19 protein-coding genes are annotated in these 18520 nt (G+C 71.5%); 6 read left to right on the forward strand and 13 right to left on the reverse strand.

The genetic code is table 11. The features are described from left to right. Nucleotides 1-27: 27 nt before the first annotated feature. The gene (locus tag H295_RS0141380; protein WP_043218854.1) at nucleotides 28-786 is read right to left on the reverse strand and encodes an alpha/beta fold hydrolase; all 759 of its coding nucleotides are present in this window, start codon (nucleotides 784-786) and stop codon (nucleotides 28-30) included. Between the two features lie 113 nt (nucleotides 787-899). Between H295_RS0141380 and H295_RS0141385 the strand changes: the two genes are divergently transcribed. Beyond that, nucleotides 900-2063, forward strand: a complete 1164-nt coding sequence (locus H295_RS0141385) for an adenosine deaminase (RefSeq protein ID WP_020141247.1) — start codon at nucleotides 900-902, stop codon at nucleotides 2061-2063. A 138-nt stretch (nucleotides 2064-2201) separates the two neighbouring features. Continuing rightward, the gene (locus H295_RS0141390) at nucleotides 2202-2564 is read left to right on the forward strand and encodes a hypothetical protein (RefSeq protein WP_020141248.1); all 363 of its coding nucleotides are present in this window, start codon (nucleotides 2202-2204) and stop codon (nucleotides 2562-2564) included. An 82-nt stretch (nucleotides 2565-2646) separates the two neighbouring features. On the opposite strand, the gene H295_RS0141395 is transcribed toward H295_RS0141390, so the two are convergent. From H295_RS0141395 to afsQ1, 5 genes are all read right to left on the reverse strand, one after another. Next, on the reverse strand, nucleotides 2647-2847 hold the full coding sequence (locus tag H295_RS0141395) for a PspC domain-containing protein (protein ID WP_020141249.1): 201 nt from the start codon (nucleotides 2845-2847) through the stop codon (nucleotides 2647-2649). Nucleotides 2848-2939: 92 nt separating this feature from the next. Continuing rightward, nucleotides 2940-3491 carry a VanZ family protein gene (locus H295_RS0141400; protein ID WP_028810220.1) on the reverse strand — a complete coding sequence of 184 codons (552 nt, stop codon included), beginning with the start codon at nucleotides 3489-3491 and terminating at the stop codon, nucleotides 2940-2942. Between the two features lie 91 nt (nucleotides 3492-3582). Further along, nucleotides 3583-4176: a hypothetical protein gene (locus H295_RS0141405; protein ID WP_028810221.1), complete on the reverse strand. Its 594-nt coding sequence runs from the start codon at nucleotides 4174-4176 to the stop codon at nucleotides 3583-3585. 197 nt (nucleotides 4177-4373) lie between these two features. After that, the gene (locus H295_RS0141410; protein ID WP_020141252.1) at nucleotides 4374-5951 is read right to left on the reverse strand and encodes a sensor histidine kinase; all 1578 of its coding nucleotides are present in this window, start codon (nucleotides 5949-5951) and stop codon (nucleotides 4374-4376) included. Continuing rightward, a complete protein-coding gene (gene afsQ1, locus H295_RS0141415) occupies nucleotides 5948-6625 on the reverse strand; it encodes a two-component system response regulator AfsQ1 (RefSeq protein ID WP_020141253.1) in 678 nt (225 codons plus the stop codon). Before afsQ1 ends, H295_RS0141410 begins: the two co-directional genes overlap by 4 nt. A gap of 230 nt (nucleotides 6626-6855) precedes the next feature. Here afsQ1 and H295_RS0141420 point away from each other — a divergent pair, with 230 nt between their 5' ends. Then, nucleotides 6856-7599, forward strand: coding sequence for a SigE family RNA polymerase sigma factor (locus H295_RS0141420; protein ID WP_020141254.1), 744 nt, complete (start codon nucleotides 6856-6858; stop codon nucleotides 7597-7599). 182 nt (nucleotides 7600-7781) lie between these two features. Here H295_RS0141420 and H295_RS0141425 read toward each other — a convergent pair whose 3' ends face one another. Further along, entirely contained in the window at nucleotides 7782-8114 is a 333-nt protein-coding gene (locus tag H295_RS0141425) for a DUF6281 family protein (protein WP_020141255.1), read from the reverse strand. Nucleotides 8115-8172: 58 nt separating this feature from the next. Continuing rightward, nucleotides 8173-8877 (reverse strand): uridine kinase, encoded by a 705-nt coding sequence (locus tag H295_RS0141430; RefSeq protein ID WP_078616902.1) that lies wholly within the window; start codon nucleotides 8875-8877, stop codon nucleotides 8173-8175. Between the two features lie 60 nt (nucleotides 8878-8937). On the opposite strand from H295_RS0141430, the gene H295_RS0141435 reads away from it, so the two are divergent. Then, nucleotides 8938-9330: a hypothetical protein gene (locus H295_RS0141435; RefSeq protein ID WP_020141257.1), complete on the forward strand. Its 393-nt coding sequence runs from the start codon at nucleotides 8938-8940 to the stop codon at nucleotides 9328-9330. 107 nt (nucleotides 9331-9437) lie between these two features. Here the strand turns inward: H295_RS0141435 and H295_RS0141440 are convergent, their stop codons facing one another. From H295_RS0141440 to deoC, 3 genes are read right to left on the reverse strand one after another with little or no spacing between them, the layout of a single operon-like run. Beyond that, nucleotides 9438-10325, reverse strand: a complete 888-nt coding sequence (locus H295_RS0141440) for an aldehyde dehydrogenase family protein (RefSeq protein ID WP_028810222.1) — start codon at nucleotides 10323-10325, stop codon at nucleotides 9438-9440. Beyond that, nucleotides 10318-11760, reverse strand: coding sequence for an aldehyde dehydrogenase family protein (locus H295_RS0141445; protein WP_020141259.1), 1443 nt, complete (start codon nucleotides 11758-11760; stop codon nucleotides 10318-10320). Before H295_RS0141445 ends, H295_RS0141440 begins: the two co-directional genes overlap by 8 nt. A gap of 5 nt (nucleotides 11761-11765) precedes the next feature. Beyond that, a complete protein-coding gene (deoC, locus tag H295_RS0141450; RefSeq protein WP_028810223.1) occupies nucleotides 11766-12725 on the reverse strand; it encodes a deoxyribose-phosphate aldolase in 960 nt (319 codons plus the stop codon). 116 nt (nucleotides 12726-12841) lie between these two features. Between deoC and H295_RS0141455 the strand changes: the two genes are divergently transcribed. Beyond that, nucleotides 12842-13501 carry a PH domain-containing protein gene (locus tag H295_RS0141455; protein WP_028810224.1) on the forward strand — a complete coding sequence of 220 codons (660 nt, stop codon included), beginning with the start codon at nucleotides 12842-12844 and terminating at the stop codon, nucleotides 13499-13501. A gap of 119 nt (nucleotides 13502-13620) precedes the next feature. Here H295_RS0141455 and H295_RS0141460 read toward each other — a convergent pair whose 3' ends face one another. Next, entirely contained in the window at nucleotides 13621-14790 is a 1170-nt protein-coding gene (locus H295_RS0141460; RefSeq protein WP_020141262.1) for a hypothetical protein, read from the reverse strand. A 215-nt stretch (nucleotides 14791-15005) separates the two neighbouring features. On the opposite strand from H295_RS0141460, the gene H295_RS0141465 reads away from it, so the two are divergent. Continuing rightward, nucleotides 15006-16568: a purple acid phosphatase family protein gene (locus H295_RS0141465; protein ID WP_020141263.1), complete on the forward strand. Its 1563-nt coding sequence runs from the start codon at nucleotides 15006-15008 to the stop codon at nucleotides 16566-16568. A gap of 82 nt (nucleotides 16569-16650) precedes the next feature. On the opposite strand, the gene H295_RS0141470 is transcribed toward H295_RS0141465, so the two are convergent. Next, entirely contained in the window at nucleotides 16651-18327 is a 1677-nt protein-coding gene (locus H295_RS0141470) for a phospho-sugar mutase (protein ID WP_020141264.1), read from the reverse strand. Nucleotides 18328-18520 lie beyond the last annotated feature (193 nt).

Consider the following 18520-nt stretch of genomic DNA (forward strand, 5'->3'; position numbering starts at 1 on the left):
CCGCCCCGACCTACCGCCCGCCCCGACCTACCGCCGCCGTGCCCCGAACCCCGAAGCGAGCGGCATCCGCAGCCCCAGTGGCGGGGGCGCCGCCAGCGCGTCCTGCACCGGACGGGACAGCGCCCGCCCGAACAGCGCCCCCATCACGAAGTCCTCGGTGAGCGCCTGGACTTCGGAGCGGTACTGGTGCAACCGGTGTCCGTCGGAGTGGACTTCGAACCGGCACACCTCCCGGTTCGCCTTCTTCGCCCGCGAGGCGAGCCGGAACGACAGTTCGGGGTCGGTGCGCCGGTCGTTCGTGCCGTGCACCAGGAGCACCCGCCGCCCCACGAGCTGCTTCACCGGTTCGGGCGAGGCCGCCACGTCCTCCTCGGGCAGCCAAGGTGCGATCGCCACCACGGAGTTGACGGCCTCGTGCCCACCCGCGTGCAGCGCCGCCCGCCCGCCCATGTCGACACCGACCAGGGCCACGGGTACGTCCCCGTAGCGCCGTACGACCTCGTCCGCGGCCCAGTTGGCGTCGTGCGCGAGATGCGCCTCGCTGCCGTTCCACCCGCGGTAGCGGTAGTGCACCAGGTGCGCCGCCAGCCCGTCCCGCCGGCCCGCGCGGGCCAGTCGCCGCCCCAACGCCCGTGCGGCGCACGGCAGTCGCATGGCGGAGGGCCTGCGCAGAGAGGTCTCGTCGCCGCTCGGGAGGAGCAGCACCACACCGCTCACCGCCGCCGGCTCCGGGCCGAGTGTCCTGCCCAGTCGGGCGCTGCGAACCGGCGTCGCTTGCTGTGCCATGACAGAACAGTGTCAGAAGTGCGAGTGGACGACACGGGGCGGGGCGGTCACCGTTACGTATCGACGGATTCGTACAACGGGCGATCTACGCGCGTAGGCGTTAGAGTGCGGAAATGACGAGCACGACTGACCGGACGGGGAACTCCCCGAGCTCGGACCAGATCCGCCGAGCACCCAAGGTTCTGCTGCACGATCACCTCGACGGCGGGCTGCGCCCCGGCACGGTCGTCGACCTCGCCCGCGAGACCGGGTACACCGGCCTCCCCGAGGACGACCCGGACCGGCTCGGCGTCTGGTTCCGCGAGGCCGCCGACTCGGGGTCGCTGGAACGCTACTTGGAGACCTTCTCGCACACCGTCGGCGTCATGCAGACCCGCGAGGCGCTGGTGCGGGTGGCCGCCGAGTGCGCCGAGGACCTCGCCGAGGACGGCGTCGTCTACGCGGAGGTGCGGTACGCCCCCGAACAGCATCTCGAAAAGGGCCTGACCCTCGAAGAGGTCGTCGAGGCCGTCAACGAGGGCTTCCGGGAGGGCGAGCGCAGGGCGCGGGCCAATGGCAGGCGTATCCGCGTCGGCGCCCTGCTCACCGCGATGCGGCACGCGGCCCGGGCCCTGGAGATCGCCGAACTCGCCAACCGCTACCGCGACCTCGGGGTGGTCGGCTTCGACATCGCGGGCGCCGAGGCCGGTTACCCGCCCACCCGGCACCTCGACGCCTTCGAGTACCTCAAGCGCGAGAACAACCACTTCACGATCCACGCCGGCGAGGCCTTCGGGCTGCCGTCCATCTGGCAGGCCCTCCAGTGGTGCGGCGCCGACCGGCTCGGGCACGGGGTGCGCATCATCGACGACATCCAGGTCCACGAGGACGGCACGGTCAAGCTCGGCCGGCTCGCCTCCTACGTCCGGGACAAGCGGATCCCGCTGGAGCTGTGCCCCAGCTCCAACCTCCAGACCGGGGCGGCCGCCTCGTACGCCGAGCACCCGATCGGACTCCTGCGGCGGCTGCACTTCCGGGCGACCGTGAACACCGACAACCGGCTGATGTCCGGTACCGGTATGAGCCGCGAATTCGATCACCTGGTCGATGCGTTCGGCTATACGCTCGACGACATGCAGTGGTTCTCCGTCAATGCGATGAAATCAGCGTTCATTCCTTTCGATGAACGACTCGCCATGATCAATGACGTCATCAAGCCCGGATATGCCGAGCTGAAGTCCGAATGGCTGTTCCAGCAGACGGCCTCCACCAGCGGTTCTGTCGCCGAGGAAGGCTGAGCGCGGGAATTCCCTGGTGCGGAATGCGGGCGGGTGTTCACAATCCGTCCGCATTTCGATGTTTGCGGCGGGCGGGTGTGCATGTTTACGGTCGTGGACCGCTCACATCCCCGTAAACCCATTTCGAGGACGCAATTCATGAAGCAGTCTGCTGCCAAGACCCTCGGTGTCGCCGCCCTCGGTGCCGCCTTCGCCGCGGCCGGCGCGGGTGCCGCGAACGCCGCTCCGGCGGTCCCGGACGCCACCCAGGCGCTGGGCTCCGTCTCCCAGGGGCTCCCCACCGAGAACCTCACCAAGGCGCTGCCGGGTGCCGGTGAGGCGCTGGCGCAGGCCCAGCCGGCTCTCGGCGCGGGCCTCGCGGCCGCGCAGCCCGCCGCCGAGCGTGTGCTTGCCGACGGTCCGACCGCGCCCGTCGCCGGTCTCCTCGGCGGCCTGCCGATCGGCAAGGTCCTGCCCGGCGGCGGCGCCGGCACCGGTGTGAACGGCCTGCCGCTCGGCTGACGCCCGCCGCTCCTCGCACGCGCCGGTGGGGCGCACCCCTGGACACGGGGTGCGCCCCACCGGCGTACGTGCGCACGGGATGTCACCAGGCGGTCTGTGCCTTCTCCTCCGAGGGGAACAGGATCCACAGCGCTATGTAGAGCAGGAACTGGGGGCCCGGCAGCAGGCAGGAGACCAGGAAGATCACGCGCATGGTGGTCGCGGAGGTGCCGAAGCGCCGTGCCAGCGCGGCACACACGCCGCCGATCATGCGGCCGTTGGTGGGGCGGGCGAGGCGGGACATTGCGGCTCCTTCGTGAGCGTCGGTGGGGGAGTCCGAGTGACCCGTCCCAACTGCTTTCCACGCTACGGAGACGAAAGACACAAAGCGTCGCTCTACGGGGCGATCCCGACCCTGGGAATCGTCGGGGTCCTACCCTGAGCCGGCTCCTCCTGGCGGACGGAGGGGCGCGGGCCGTGTCCGGTCCCGCGGCGGAGCCAGTGGCGGGCGGCCGGCACGACCGCGAGGTGCGCGAGCGCCACACCGGCGGTGTTCAGGAGCAGCGAGTCGATGTCGACGACCTGGCCGGGGACACCGGTCTGGAGCAGCGCGATGCCCAGGGAGATCAGGGCGCCGGCGGCGGACGTACGGATGAGGGAGCCCAGCGTGGACGCCCAGAGCCTGCCGTGCGCCATCGGGATCAGGATGCCGAGCGGGGCGAGCAGGGCGAGCCCCTCGCCGATCCGGCGGGCCGCCTCCTGCCAGCCGAGGGCGAGGTCGGCGCGGATGCCGGCCAGGGGGTGCAGGTTGGCGGGGACGACCCAGGGGACGTCGAGGGGGCGCAGGGTGAACCAGGCGACGAACGCGAGATGTGCGACGAGGAGGACACCTCCTGCCACACGGACGCGAAGGGCGGCATTGCCGCCGATGAAGCCTTGCTGCACGATCGCGTAGACGCCGGGCTCGGCACGATCGGTTCCGGAACACCCCGAGGTACCTGGGTGAGGTCTGCGCCACACGTGGTGGTCAGGCCCCCCGTCAGCCCTTCGTCACCTCGCTCGACGGCGGCTGGTGGCTGCCCGGCTGGGAGCGGACCTCGTCGGTGCAGTCGTAGCGGCGCACGGGGGCGGTGCCGGGGCCGCCCAGGATGACGGAGCCGTCGCCCTCGGCCGCGGCCGAGCCGGAGAACGTGCACACGAGCTGGGCGAGGGCGTAGCGGGAGAGCTCGGTGGGCGGGGTGCTCAGCCGGAGGGTGTCCTCGGGGTCCCTGGGGCGCGGCCCGCTGACGGTCGTGCCGCCGCGGACGTACGTCTGGTAGCCGGCGTCCCGTTCCGCGGCGGACGGCGCCTCGGCGAGCTGATCGAGGAGTCCCTGGGCGACCAGCACCCGCCGGGCGGAGTCCTCGGTGCCGTCCGGTACCCGTACGGTCCGGTCCACGGCGACCAGTGACGACCCGCACAGCAGGAACACCTGCACGTCGAGTCCTCCGGTCGCCTGGGCCGCCCCCGACTCCGACAGCGAGCAGCGCACCCGGGAGGGCGCGGGGCCGAAGTCGGTGGGCACCTCGGTGGAGCGGATGCCGCACCCGGCGACCAGCACGGCGAGCAGGGGCACGGCGAGCAGCCGCCGCACGGTGACACCGGGGCGCCGCGTCCGGGACTGTTCCGCGTCCGGCCGCCGCGACGGCGAACCGCCGCCCTGACGGGCCGCGCGGCCGTCGAGCGAGGGAGCGGCGGGAGGCACCGGCGAGGCCGCGGGAGGCACCGGCGAGGCGGCCAGCGTCCGTGTCGCCCGGCTGCCCCGGCCCCGCTGTTCCCGCTGCCCGGTCATCACGCGTCCCCCTTCGTCGCCCCGGCTTCGTCCTTCTCGGCATCCGTCGGCTGTTCCGTCAGGGCCGAGGCGTCGCGGGGGAGGTGGAGGGTGAACACGGCACCGCCGTCGGGGGAGTTGGCCGCGGTGATCTCGCCGCCGTGGATGTGGGCGTTCTCCAGGGCGATGGAGAGGCCGAGGCCGCTGCCCTCGGAGCGCGGGCGGGAGGCGCTGGCCTTGTAGAAGCGGTCGAAGACGTGCGGCAGGACGTCCTCGGGGATGCCGGGGCCGTGGTCCCGGACCCGGATGACCACCTCGTCGTCGGCGGCCCGGACGGCCACCCGCACCGGGGAGCCGCCGTGCTTGAGCGCGTTGCCGATGAGGTTGGCGAGGATGACGTCGAGGCGCCGCGGGTCGAGACGGGCGTGGATACCACGCTCGGCGTCCAGCTCCACCGCGTCCAGCCACGCGCGCGCGTCGATGCACGCGGTGATCTGGTCCGCCACGTCCACGTCGTCCAGGACCAGCCGGGCCGTACCCGCGTCGAAGCGGGTGACCTCCATCAGGTTCTCGACGAGGTCGTTGAGCCGGCGGGTCTCGCTGACCACCAGACGCACCGCCGGTTCGATCATCGGGTCGATCGAGCCGGACTCCGCCTCCAGCTCCTCCTCCAGGATCTCCGTCACCGCGGTGATCGCGGTGAGCGGCGTCCGCAGCTCATGGCTCATGTCCGCCACGAAACGGCGCGAGGCGTCGTCCCGGGCCGCCATGTCGTCGACCCGTTTCTCCAGCGCCTCGGCCGCGTAGTTGAACGTCCTTGACAGGTCCGCGAGTTCATCGGTGCCGGACACCCTGAGCCGGGTGTCGAGGCGGCCCTCGCCGAGCCGCCGGGCGGCGACCCCGAGCCGGTGCACCGGCTTCAGTACGGTCGTCGCGGCGGCCTGCGCGAGCAGCGCGGAGCCGATCAGGGCGAGGCCGGTGGCGATCCCCAGCGACCAGGCGAGGGAGTTGAGGTCCTTGGCCTCCGGCTCCAGGGACTTGAGCATGTACCCGGTCGGGCCACCGCCGATCACGCGCGTGCCGGCGACCAGATACGGCGTGTCGTGGTCGACGACCCGCTGCCAGTACAGGTGGTAGGCGGACTTGTTGGAGGAGTTGACGCTCTGCTTCTCGTTCACCGCCTCGCGCAGCGACACCGGCACGTCCTGGAGCGTGAACCCGTCCAGGGCGCCCGAAGTGCCGTACACCGTCTTGCCGTTCCCGTCGGTGCCCACCAGCAGCACGCTGAAGCGCTGGCTGCTGCCCGCCATCTGCCCCGCCGCCTGCTGGAGTTCGTCCTGCGTGGGCTCCTCGGGCAGTGCGCCCGCGCGGTTCTGCATCTCCTGCTGGAAGTCCCGCAGCACCGCGTCCTGGGCGCGGGTGAGGACCGCCTCGCGGTTGAGCCAGTAGGCGATACCGGACGCGGACACGGCCGCGGTCAGCGCCACCAGCCCGAACACCACGACGAGACGCAGCCGCAGACTGGTGAAGCGCAGCCGTGACCACGCACCCTTGCGCGCCGCGAGCCAGCCGCGGAGCCCCCCTTGCGCTTCGGTCACTGAGGTGTGTCCAGCCGGTAGCCCACGCCCCGCACGGTCCGGATCAGCGTCGGGGACGACGGCACGTCCTCGACCTTGGCGCGCAGCCGCTGCACACAGGCGTCCACCAGGCGCGAGTCGCCGAGGTAGTCGTGCTCCCACACCAGCCGCAGCAACTGCTGCCGGGACAGCGCCTGTCCGGGCCGCCGGCTCAGCTCCAGGAGCAGCCGCAGCTCGGTCGGCGTGAGCTGGAGGTCCTCGCCGTTCTTCGTGACGGTCATGGCCGCACGGTCGATGACCAGGGACCCGAAGCTCGCCGCGTCGGTCGACTCGCGTTCGCCGCGGCGCAGCACGGCCCGGATCCGGGCGTCGAGGACCCGTCCCTGGATCGGCTTGACCACGTAGTCGTCGGCGCCGGACTCCAGCCCGACCACCACGTCGATGTCGTCGCTGCGCGCGGTCAGCAGAATGATCGGCAACTGGTCCGTGCGCCGGATGCGCCGGCACACCTCGAACCCGTCGATACCGGGCAGCATCACGTCCAGCACGATCAGGTCCGGCCGCTGCTCACGCAGCAGTTTGAGGCCGTCCTCGCCGGTGGCAGCGGTGGCAACCCGGTGGCCCTGGCGCGTGAGACTCAGCTCCAGGGCCGTACGGATGGCGTCGTCGTCCTCGATCAGCAACAGGGAAGGCACGGGCTCATTCTGGCCCATGGCACGGTCGGGTATCGACACCTGTACACGTGCGTGCGCATACCGCTGCTCTCTGTGCCCGTCCTGTGCGATTCCTGCAACGGTGCCCTGTGACAGGTCTGTGACAGTCGGCGGACACGGCCATGAAGGTGCGAGGGCAAGCTTCTCGGCACGGGCAAGGAAGTACCGCCCGGAACGACCGAACACCGGAAGTCCACGACGGGGGGCGCGAGATGAACACGCTGCACAGCACCAACACTGGCGCAGTGATCACGCGTCTCCACGACGTGAACGGGGGCCGGGGTCCGGAGAAGTCCGGTGCCGCAAGCGGGCGGGGGTGCGCTCGCGGCACCGGGCGTCAGCACACGACGTACATGTCGGTGGTTGACACCAGCACGGGGGAAACGCACGGGGGATCGTCGTACAGGGAGGGCTCGGGGGAGCGTCGTTCGCTGTCGGAGGCGGAGTTCACCGCCTACGTCCAGGAGCGCCGCGCCTCCCTGTACGCCACCGCCTACCACCTGACCGGTGACCGCTTCGAGGCCGAGGACCTGCTCCAGAGCGCGCTGTTCTCGACATACCGGGCGTGGGACCGGATCAGCGACAAGGCCGCGGTCGGGGGCTACCTGCGCCGCACCATGACGAACCTGCACATCAGCGCGTGGCGCCGCCGCAAGCTGAACGAGTACCCGACCGAGGAACTGCCGGAGACGCCCGGCGACACGGACGCGATGCGCGGCACCGAACTGCGCGCGGTCCTGTGGCAGGCGCTCGCCCGGCTCCCCGAACTCCAGCGCACGATGCTGGTCCTCCGTTACTACGAGGGCCGCACCGACCCGGAGATCGCGGAGATCCTCGACATCAGTGTCGGCACGGTGAAGTCCAGCATCTGGCGGTCGCTCCGCCGGCTGCGCGAGGACGAGGTCCTCAGCTTCGGCCGTGACGAGGAGAACGCCTTCGGGGAGCTCGTGGCCTGAGGGTTCGGGGGGACAGCACCACCAGTGGGGGAGAGCACCACAAGCGGGGGGACCGCACCACAGAGTGGGGGACCGGGTATCGGCTGGGGGGCCGGTACCCGGGCGGGGGACAACGGGGAAGCACCAGGAAGCGGGACTGGAGGGCCGGGGGGTCCGTCCAGTCCCGCTTCGCCGTTTTCCGGTCAGCCGGCCTCCATCAGCCGGGCCCCGGCGGGCGTGTCACCGACGGCGACGGCCTCGGCGGGCTCGCGCCCCTCGACGGCGTACGCGACGGTGGTGCCCCGCGGGATCGTGACCTCGGAGTCGCCCGGGGTGTCGTCGCACTCGGGGATCTCGGCAATCCCCAGCCGCTCGCCCACCGTGAAGCCGATCTCTCCGGCAGGCAGATAGACACGGTTCTCGTACCGCACAGTGCCCGCGCAGGAGGAGGCGGCCGCACCGTGCTCCTCGGCCGGGTCGCAGCCGGCGACGGCTGCGAGGAGGACGAACGCGAGGACCCGCAGGGCAGTTGTCATCGGCTTCCTTTCGAGGGACCGTTTTCCGGTCCTACGACGGAGAAGGAGCCGTTCGCGTTCAGGCCGCCGGAGTCGCCGCCGGGCGGGGGTGGGCCGCCGCGGCGGTGAGCCGGGCGAGGGCCTCGTCCTTGTCGCAGGGGTGGGCGCCGAGGGCGGTCTGGCGGGCGACGATCGAGCGCTCCAGGCGCATCAGCCGCCAGCCGCGACGCAGCAGGAACGGCACCGACTTGCGGCCCTCCCGCAGATCCCGCAGGAACCGGCGCCGGAAGGTGCGCACCGGGCCCCGGCTCAGGCACAGCGCGTCGGCCAGCACCCCCAGCTCCCGGCAGCGCGTGACGATCTCCGCGGCGAAGATGCCCTCCGCGATGAACAGCGGGGTGCGGCCCAGGTCGACCGCCTCCTCGCCGGTGCGGGCGCTCAGCGAGATGTCGTAGACGGGGATGTGCGTACGGCCCGTACGGCACAGGTCCACGATCGCCGCGACCGCGGTGTCCGCGTCCCAGGACCCGGGATGGTCCCAGTCGATGTCGGAGCTCCCCGCCACCAGCGGCAGCGTGGGGTCGGTGCCCTCCTTGTAGAAGTCGTCGAGCCGGAGGACCGGAAGGCCGGACCGGGCCGAGAGGAGGGACTTGCCGGAGCCGGAGGGGCCGCAGAGCAGCACGACTCGCGTCGGTATGGGCGGTTGGGAGCTCACGGGACACCAGTGTGAGGCATTCACCTGCTGTTCATCGACCCCGCGGGTCGGCTTTGAAGCGCGCGTCACACTTCAACTACCCTTCGTGCCGACTCGATTACCCCGCGTACGGAGAAGGTGGCAGCAACGATGGCCCGATACGAGAACCCGACCGCCCAGCGGGCTTTGGTCGCCCTGGCGACCGCGGGAGTGGCGCTCGGCGCCGGAGCGGCGGCGGCCTCAGCCGCGGAACCGGTCGTCGACGTGATGCGCACCCGGCCCACCTCCCTGGGGAACGTCGACCCGCAGGCGGGGTTGCAGGGCCTCACCGGCACGGTCGGATACGTCACCGGGCCGGTGGCCGGACTCAAGCCCAACCCGCTCGCGGGCACGGGAGTCGACCCGCTCGACAACGGGGTCGGCACCCAGCTCGCCGACTTCCAGCCGCTGGCCACGCAGGCGCTGACGGGACCGGTCGCGCAGGCGCAGTCGATCGGGTCGCTGCCGGTGGTGGGGCAGGTGGCGGGGCTGCTCGGCGGGTGACACGGAGGGGGCGGCGGGGAGCGGCGGACCGTTGCCGGGTGAAGGTGCGTCGTGGCTGGTCGCGCAGTTCCCCGCGCCCCTGAAGACGCGGCCTGAGGCCGCTGTCTTCAGTACGAGGAGCCCCCGGCGCCCAGCGAACCCGTCGGGTGCCAGACCGTCTTCGTCTCCAGGAAGGCTGTCAGGCGCTCGATGCCCGGCGTCGCCGCCCAGTCGTCCACAGGCTGTGGACGCAGGACCCGCTTCAGGTTGTCCGCCGCCGCGATCTCCAGCTCCTTCGCGAGGACCTCGTCCGCGCCCGCCAGGTCGATCGCGTTGACGTCCTGGTGGGAGGCGAGCGGGGCCGCGATCTCCGCCGTACGGCCCGAGAGGACGTTGACCACGCCTCCGGGGACGTCCGAGGTGGCCAGGACCTCCGCCAGCGAGAGGGCGGGCAGCGGGGACCTCTCCGAAGCCACCACGACCGCGGTGTTGCCCGTGGCGATCACCGGGGCGAGGACGCTCACCAGGCCCAGGAGCGAGGACTCCTGCGGGGCCAGGACCGCGACCACGCCGGTCGGTTCCGGTGAGGACAGGTTGAAGTACGGGCCCGCCACCGGGTTGCCGCCGCCGACCACCTGGGCGATCTTGTCGGTCCAGCCGGCGTACCAGACCCAGCGGTCGATCGCCGCGTCCACCTGCTCGGCGGCCTTCGACTTCGACAGGCCCTCCGCGTCGGCCACCTCGTGGACGAACTGCGCCCTGCGGCCCTCCAGCATCTCCGCGACCCGGTACAGGACCTGGCCGCGGTTGTACGCGGTGGCGCCCGCCCAGCCGCCGAACGCCTTGCGCGCGGCCACGACCGCGTCACGGGCGTCCTTGCGGGAGGACTGCGGCGCGTTCGCCAGCCACTTGCCCTTTGCGTCGGTCACCTCGTACACCCGGCCGCTCTCGGAACGCGGGAACTTCCCGCCGACGTACAGCTTGTAGGTCTTGAGCACATTCAAGCGGTCAGACATCGAGGTATGCCTCCAGGCCGTGGCGACCGCCCTCGCGGCCGAAGCCCGACTCCTTGTAGCCGCCGAAGGGCGAGGTCGGGTCGAACTTGTTGAAGGTGTTGGACCAGACGACCCCGGCCCGGAGCTTGTTCGCGACCGCCAGGATCCGCGAGCCCTTCTCGGTCCAGATGCCGGCCGACAGGCCGTACTGCGTGTTGTTCGCCTTGGCGACCGCCTCGTCGGGCGTGCGGAAGGTCAGCACCGAGAGGACCGGGCCGAAGATCTCGTCGCGCGCGATGGTGTGCGCCTGGGTGACGTTCGTGAAGAGCGTCGGGGCGAACCAGTAGCCGGCGGACGGCAGTTCGCACTCCGGGGACCAGGGCTCGGCGCCCTCGGCCGCACCCTTGTCGACGAGGGAGGTGATCCGCGCGAGCTGCTCGGCGGAGTTGATCGCGCCGATGTCGGTGTTCTTGTCGAGCGGGTCGCCGAGGCGGAGCGTGGACAGGCGGCGCTTGAGGGAGTCCAGCAGCTCGTCCTGGATCGACTCCTGGACCAGCAGCCGGGAGCCCGCGCAGCAGACCTGGCCCTGGTTGAAGAAGATGCCGTTGACGATCCCCTCCACGGCCTGGTCGATCGGGGCGTCGTCGAAGACGATGTTGGCGCCCTTGCCGCCCAGTTCGAGGGTGAGCTTCTTCCGCGAACCCGCCACGGTCCGCGCGATCTCCTTGCCGACGGCGGTGGAGCCGGTGAAGGCGACCTTGTTCACGTCCGGGTGCGCGACGAGCGCGGCGCCCGTGTCGCCGTAGCCCGGCAGGATGTTGACGACACCCTTGGGCAGGCCCGCCTGGCGGCAGACGTCCGCGAAGAAGAGCGCGGAGAGGGGGGTCGTCTCGGCGGGCTTCAGCACCACCGTGTTGCCGGTGGCGAGTGCGGGCGCGATCTTCCACGCCAGCATCAGCAGCGGGAAGTTCCACGGGATGACCTGACCGGCCACGCCGAGGGGCTTCGGCGAGGCCCCGAACCCGGCGTGCTCCAGCTTGTCGGCCCAGCCCGCGTAGTAGAAGAAGTGCGCGGCGACCAGGGGGAGGTCGGCGTCGCGGGTCTCCTTGATGGGCTTGCCGTTGTCCAGGGTCTCCAGGACGGCGAGCTCACGGCTGCGCTCCTGGATGATCCGGGCGATGCGGAACAGGTACTTCGCGCGCTCGGAGCCGGGCAGCGCCGACCACTTCTCGAAGGCCCTGCGGGCGGCCGCCACCGCGCGGTCCACGTCCGCCTCGCCCGCCTGGGCGATCTCGGACAGGACCTCCTCGGTGGACGGGGAGACGGTCTTGAAGACCTTGCCGTCGGCCGCCTCCACGAACTCGCCGTCGATGAACAGCCCGTAGGAGGGGGCGATGTCGACGACCGAGCGGGACTCGGGTGCCGGGGCGTACTCGAATGCGGATGCAGATGCCATGGTGATCAGTCCACCGTCACGTAGTCGGGGCCGGAGTAGCGGCCGGTGGCCAGCTTCTGACGCTGCATCAGCAGGTCGTTCAGGAGCGAGGAGGCGCCGAAGCGGAACCAGTGGTTGTCCAGCCAGTCCTCGCCGGCGGTCTCGTTGACCAGGACGAGAAACTTGATCGCGTCCTTGGAGGTGCGGATGCCGCCGGCCGGCTTCACACCCACCTGGACGCCGGTCTGCGCGCGGAAGTCGCGCACCGCCTCCAGCATCAGCAGGGTGTTGGCGGGAGTGGCGTTCACCGCGACCTTGCCGGTGGACGTCTTGATGAAGTCCGCGCCGGCCAGCATGCCGAGCCAGCTCGCGCGGCGGATGTTGTCGTACGTCGACAGCTCGCCGGTCTCGAAGATGACCTTGAGCCGGGCGTCGGTCCCGCAGACCTCGCGCACGGCGACGATCTCGTCGTACACCTTCATGTAGTGGCCCGCGAGGAACGCCCCGCGGTCGATGACCATGTCGACCTCGTCCGCACCGGCGGCCACGGCGTCGCGCACGTCGGCCAGCTTCACGGGCAGGGCGGCGCGGCCGGCCGGGAAGGCGGTGGCCACGGAGGCGACCTTCACATCGGAACCGGCGACGGCCTCCTTGGCGACGGCCACCATGTCGGGATAGACACAGACCGCGGCCGTGGCGGGGGTCGTCCGGTCGGTCGGGTCGGGGCGGACCGCCTTGGCGCCGAGCGCCCGGACCTTGCCCGGGGTGTCCGCGCCTTCCAGCGTCGTCAGGTCGACCATCGAGATGGCAAGGTCGATGGCGTACGCCTTCGCGGTCGTCTTGATGGAACGGGTGCCGAGGGAGGCGGCGCGGGCCTCCAGACCGACGGCGTCCACGCCGGGCAGCCCGTGAAGGAACCGGCGCAGCGTGCTGTCGGACGCGGTCACGTCCGTGAGCGGGTGTGCGGCTGATGCAGTGGTGGGCATGGTCACCAGACGAGCATATCTACGCGCGTAGCGGCTGTACAGGGGGGCAGGTCACCGCCGTGGAAGGCGAGCGGGTCGAACGAACGCTCTTACCGGCGGCGCTTAGGATCGCCAGCATGTCGTCCGCAACCCCGGAATCCAGGGACCGCATCTACCGCTCACCCATGGCGCTGATCGGCGGTTTCCTCCTCCTCGTCATCATCGGCTGGCTCGGCTTCGACGCGGTCGTCTCGGGCAGCGGCAACACGCCGTGGTTCGCCCTCGCCACGCTGCTCCTCCTCGTACCGCTGGTGATCGCCTTCACCCTCCGCCCGGCCGTCTTCGCCAACCACGACCGGCTGCGCATCCGCAACCCCTTCCGCGTGATCGTCCTGCCCTGGGGCGAGGTCGAGATGCTGCGCTCCGGGTTCTCGAACGAGGTCCTCGCCAAGTCCGGCACCAAGTACCAGCTGTGGGCGATCCCGGTCTCGCTGCGCGGCCGCAAGAAGGCGGCCCGGCAGACCGCCCGGCAGGAGTCCGGTCGCCGACCGAGCCGGGGGCTCGGGCTGTTCGGCGGGGGTATGCAGATGGACGGCCTCGGTGGCCGCACGCCGGTTCCCGAGGGGCCGACGCGGGCGGAGACCGACCAGATCATGGATGACCTGGGGGATCTGCTGGAGGCGCGGGGGCAGGCGAAGGCGTCTCAGGGGGAGGTTTCGGTGCGGTGGGCCTACGAGATCGTCGGGCCTGCGGTGGCGGGGGCGGTGCTGTTGTTGATTCTGGCGGCGGTTGGGTAGCGCGTTTCGGGGTGCCGTTGGGGGTTGTTCGGCGGGTGCGGGTTCGTCGTGGCTTGTCGCGCCCACGCGGCGGTAGCCGCAAATTGATACAGCCCCGCGCCCCTAAAAGCTAAAAGCCCTCATGGTGGGCCTGTCCATACCAAGGTCATGTAGGCGCCCCAGTACGCCGAACCCAGTACAGCCAAGCTCACGACGATGCGGCGGTAGCGGGCCGGTGCCTTCATCAGCCGTACGGCGATCGGGAGCAGCAGGGGGAACGCCGGGAGCAGGTAGCGGGCTCGGGGGAAGTAGACACCGCCGCTGGTCAGGACGATCAGCAGGGTGACGGCTGTGAAGACCAGCAGCGCGACCGGCTGGCGGTCCCGGAGCGACAGGGCGAAGAGGGCCGTCGACGCCAGCAGGGTCGCCGTCACCAGGAGCAGGAACAGTTCCGGTGTCGGGTCGTACAGCAGCAGGCTTCTGAACTGGCGCAGGGTGTCCAGGCCGCCGTCCACCTCGTTCCGCCAGGTGCGCTGCACGGCGAAGTAGCCGTCCGCGCGGTGCAGGCGCAGGCCCACCCAGCCGACGTACGCGCACCAGCCGAGCGGGGCCAGGAAGGCGGCGAGGAGGGCGCGGGGGCGGCGCCAGGAGAGCAGGCAGGTCAGGGTGACGGCGGCGGCCACCGCGATGCCCGTCGGGCGGGTCAGCCCTGCCAGGGTCGCGAGACAGGCCGCGGTGAGGGGGCGGTCGGTGAGCAGCGCGTACAGGGCCCAGGCCGCGCATGCCGTGAACAGGGACTCCGTGTAGCCCATCCACTGGACCAGGCCGACCGGGAGCGCGGCCCACAGCACGGTTAGCAGGACACCCGCCCGCGGGCCGTGCAGGCGGTTGCCGACCGCGTAAACGCCCCAGGCCGCGAGCAGGGAGGCGGCGACGGCCAGACACAGGCCCGTGGTGGCGCGGGAGCCCGGGGTGACGGCGGCGACGGCCTTCACCAGGACCGGGTACAGCGGGAAGAAGACCAGGTTGTTGCCGCCGTCCATGCCGCCCAGCGCACGGGCGTAGCCGTGGTCGGCGATGCCGAGGTAGTACTCGGCGTCCCACTGGGTCGCCAGGATCGGCCAGACGCCGTGGTGCCCGCGGTGCGCCCACAGGGTCAGCACCGCGAGGCCCAGGGCGCGTACGCCGACGTAGGCGAGGAGGGCCCGGGCCAGGGCCGGGACGCGGGGGTGGGAGGTGTCCGGGGCGTCGGTGGCGGCGGCCGTGCCGTTCGCTCGGTTCGGGGGCGGCCGGAGGGCGGTCGAGGACACGGTGACGGGCCTCCAGGACTGGCTCGGGTGGGCTTCCCGTCCACCGTTGCCCGGGAGCGGGGGCCGGACGCGGAACCAAGGTCAACATCCATTCCTAAATCACCCGATGGGGTGCTACGGACCCGTACATGGGCCAACGCAGAGGTCCAGTCCAATCGCCATTCACCGGCCGCTGTCAGCCTCCGGCCATGAACGCACCCCTGAACTCCCCGCGCATGGGCATCCCCGCCCGTCTCGCGGACACCCTGAGCATGCCGGAGCGGCACGAGTACCTCCGGCGGACCCTGTCCCGGCGCGGTCTGCTCGCCGCGACCGCCGTCGCCGGCACGGCCGGACTCGCCGCGAGCGGCACGGCACGGGCGGCCACGCCGGACCTCGTCACGCGCTCCGCCACCGAGCACGTCGACGGCGCGCTCGTGGCGCCGTTCGGCCGCCACCTCGCCTACGGCGCCGACCCGCGCACCCAGATGCGGGTGTCCTGGCAGGTTCCGCTGCCCGTCCGCGACCCCTTCCTGCGGATCGGGCTCAGCCCGCTCGACCTCGGCCACAAGGTCCCCGCCGAGGTGCGGGACCTGTTCACCCCGGCCGGGGTCGGCAAGAGCGCCGACATCGACCAGTACTACGTGCACGCTGCCCTGGACAACCTGCGCCCCGGGACCACCTACTACTACGGCGTCGGCCACCGCGGCTTCGACCCGGCACACCCCGGGGCCGCGCACACCGTCTACTCCTTCACCACCGCCCCGCACGCCCACAACAGGCGGCCCTTCACGTTCACGGCCTTCGGCGACCAGAACCCGAGCTACACCGCGATCGGCCTCAACGCCCTCGTCCAGGCCCAGAACCCGGCCTTCCATCTGCACGCCGGTGACATCTGCTACGCCGAGGAGACCGGGCACGGGCTGCCCGCCGACAGCAGCAACTACGACGCCCGGCAGTGGGACCAGTTCCTCGCGCAGATCGAACCCACCTCCAGCCGGGTGCCGTGGATGGTGGCGTTCGGCAACCACGACATGGAGGCCTGGTACTCGCCCAACGGCTACGGCGGCAACGAGGCCCGCTTCACGCTCCCCGGCAACGGGTTCGACCCGGAGAAGGCGCCGGGCGTGTACTCCTTCGTGCACGGGAACGTGGCCGTCGTCTCGGTCGACGCCAATGACGTGTCGTACGAGATCCCGGCCAACCGGGGATACACGGACGGCCGTCAGACCGCGTGGCTGGACCGGCGGTTGGGGCAGCTGCGGAAGACGCCCGGTGTCGACTTCGTCGTGGTGTTCCATCACCACTGCGCCTACTCCACCACCAGCTCGCACGCCTCCGAGGGCGGGGTGCGCGAGCAGTGGGTGCCGCTGTACGAGAAGCACCAGGTGGACCTCGTCGTCAACGGGCACAACCACGTGTACGAGCGGACCGACCCCGTGGTGCGGGACAAGGCCGTGCGGGAACTCCCCATCGGGGGGACGCACGAGCCGGCCCGTGGCGGTGTCGTCTACGTGACCGCGGGCGCGGGCGGGGAGAGCGTCTACAGCTTTCCCGTGGCCGACAGCTACGAAGGGCACGAGGACGAGGTCGGGGCGGTGCCCACGTACTACACGGGTGCGGGGGGCAAGGTCACCGAGAGCGTGGACTGGTCGCGGGTGCGGTACACCGGCTACTCGTTCATCCGGGTCGACGTGAAGCCTGCGGCGGCGGGGCGGACGGCCACGTTGACCGTGCGGGCGCTGGCGGCGACCGGGGCGGAGGTGGATCGGTTCGTCGTGGCGCGGAGGGCGCGCTGACGGATGGGGTGAGGGGCGGCCCGGACGGGGGCCGCCCCTCGGATCGGGGGTGGGTGCGGTTTCTCGGCGGGGTCGGGTCTCGTCAGATTCCGGCCGCTGCCGAGAGGTCCTGCTTGATCGTCGTCAGGAGGGCGGTCGCCTTGGTGCGGGCCGCAGGCAGGTCCGCGTGGCCGGCCACCGGGATCACCACCTCCAGGTAGCACTTCAGCTTCGGCTCCGTGCCGCTCGGGCGGACGATGACCCGGGCGCCCGTGAGGGTGTAGCGCAGCCCGTCGGTGGGCGGGAGCCGGTCCGTGCCCCGGGTGAGGTCCTCCGCCTCGGTGACGGGCAGACCCGCGAGCTCGGTCGGCGGGTGCGCGCGGAGCCTCTCCATCGCCCCGGCGATGACCGACAGGTCCTCCACGCGGACCGAGAGCTGCTCCGTGGCGTGCAGACCGTGTTCCACGGCGATGTCGTCGAGGAGGTCGGTGAGCGTGCGGCCCTGCTCCTTCAGCCCGGAGGCGAGCTCCGTGATGAGGAGGGCCGCGGTGATGCCGTCCTTGTCGCGTACGCCCTCGGGGTCCACGCAGTAGCCGAGCGCCTCCTCGTAGCCGTAGCGCAGGCCCTCCACACGGGCGATCCACTTGAAGCCGGTGAGGGTCTCCTCATAGGGGAGGCCCGCCTTCTCGGCGATCCGGCCGAGGAGGGAGGAGGAGACGATCGACTCGGCGAAGGTGCCGTGGGCTCCGCGGGTCACCAGGTGGGTGGCGAGGAGGGAGCCGACCTCGTCGCCGCTCAGCATGCGCCAGCCGTTGTCGTCCTTGGTGCCGTTGCCCTTGGTGCCGTTGTCCCTGGTGCGGTTGTCCTTGACGGCCACTGCGCAGCGGTCTGCGTCGGGGTCGTTCGCGATGATCAGGTCGGGGTCGGTCTCGCTCGCCTTCGCGAAGGCCAGGTCCATCGCGCCGGGCTCTTCCGGGTTGGGGAAGGCGACGGTCGGGAAGTCGGGGTCCGGGTCGGCCTGTTCCGCGACCAGGTCCGGGGTGGGGAAGCCCGCGCGGGCGAACGCGGCGAGGAGGGTGTCCTTGCCGACTCCGTGCATCGCTGTGTAGACGGTACGGGCGGTGCGGGGGGAGCCAGCGGCGAGTACGGCGTCCGTGCGGGCGAGATAGGCGTCGAGGACCGTGTCGTCGAGGGTCTCCCAGCCGGTGTCGGGGCGGGGGACGTCGTGGAGGGATCCGATCGCCTCGATCTCCGCGGCGATCTCCGCGTCGGCGGGCGGGACGATCTGGGAGCCGTCGCCGAGGTAGACCTTGTAGCCGTTGTCGCGGGGCGGGTTGTGGCTGGCGGTGACCTCCACGCCGGCCGCCGCGCCCAGGTGCCTTATGGCGAACGCCAGGACGGGGGTGGGGAGGGGGCGGGGCAGGACGGCTGCCCTGAGGCCGGCGCCGGTCATGACGGCGGCGGTGTCCCGTGCGAAGTCCTGCGACTTGTGGCGGGCGTCGTAGCCGATGACGACGAGGCCGTTCTCGTTGCCGTGCTTCTTGAGGTAGGCGGCGAGGCCGGCGGCGGCTCGGATGACGACCATGCGGTTCATACGCATCGGGCCGGCACCGAGTTCGCCTCGCAGGCCGGCGGTGCCGAACTGGAGGGTGCCGCTGAAGCGGGCTTCCAGTTCCGCGACGTCTCCGGATTCGATGAGCTGGGCGAGCTCGGTGCGGGTGTCGGGGTCGGGGTCCTCGGTGAGCCAGGTCGTGGCCCGAGCGATGAGATCGTCGCGCACGGTTCGATGAGCCTCTCGTTGTCGGTTGTCTGCGGCGTGGTGGGGGCGGGCGTTTTGCGCAGTTCCCCGCGCCCCTGAGATGCCTGCGGCGGCCCGTTGCGGTTCGGTGGGGGCTTGTGTAGCGCGTGCGGGTGCGTTGTGGGTCGGTGCCGGGGTGGGGGGTGTCCGTCCTCGGTCCGGCGGCTCGGTCTCT

This window comes from Streptomyces sp. 351MFTsu5.1 (assembly GCF_000383655.1).
Taxonomy (GTDB): domain Bacteria; phylum Actinomycetota; class Actinomycetes; order Streptomycetales; family Streptomycetaceae; genus Streptomyces; species Streptomyces griseorubiginosus.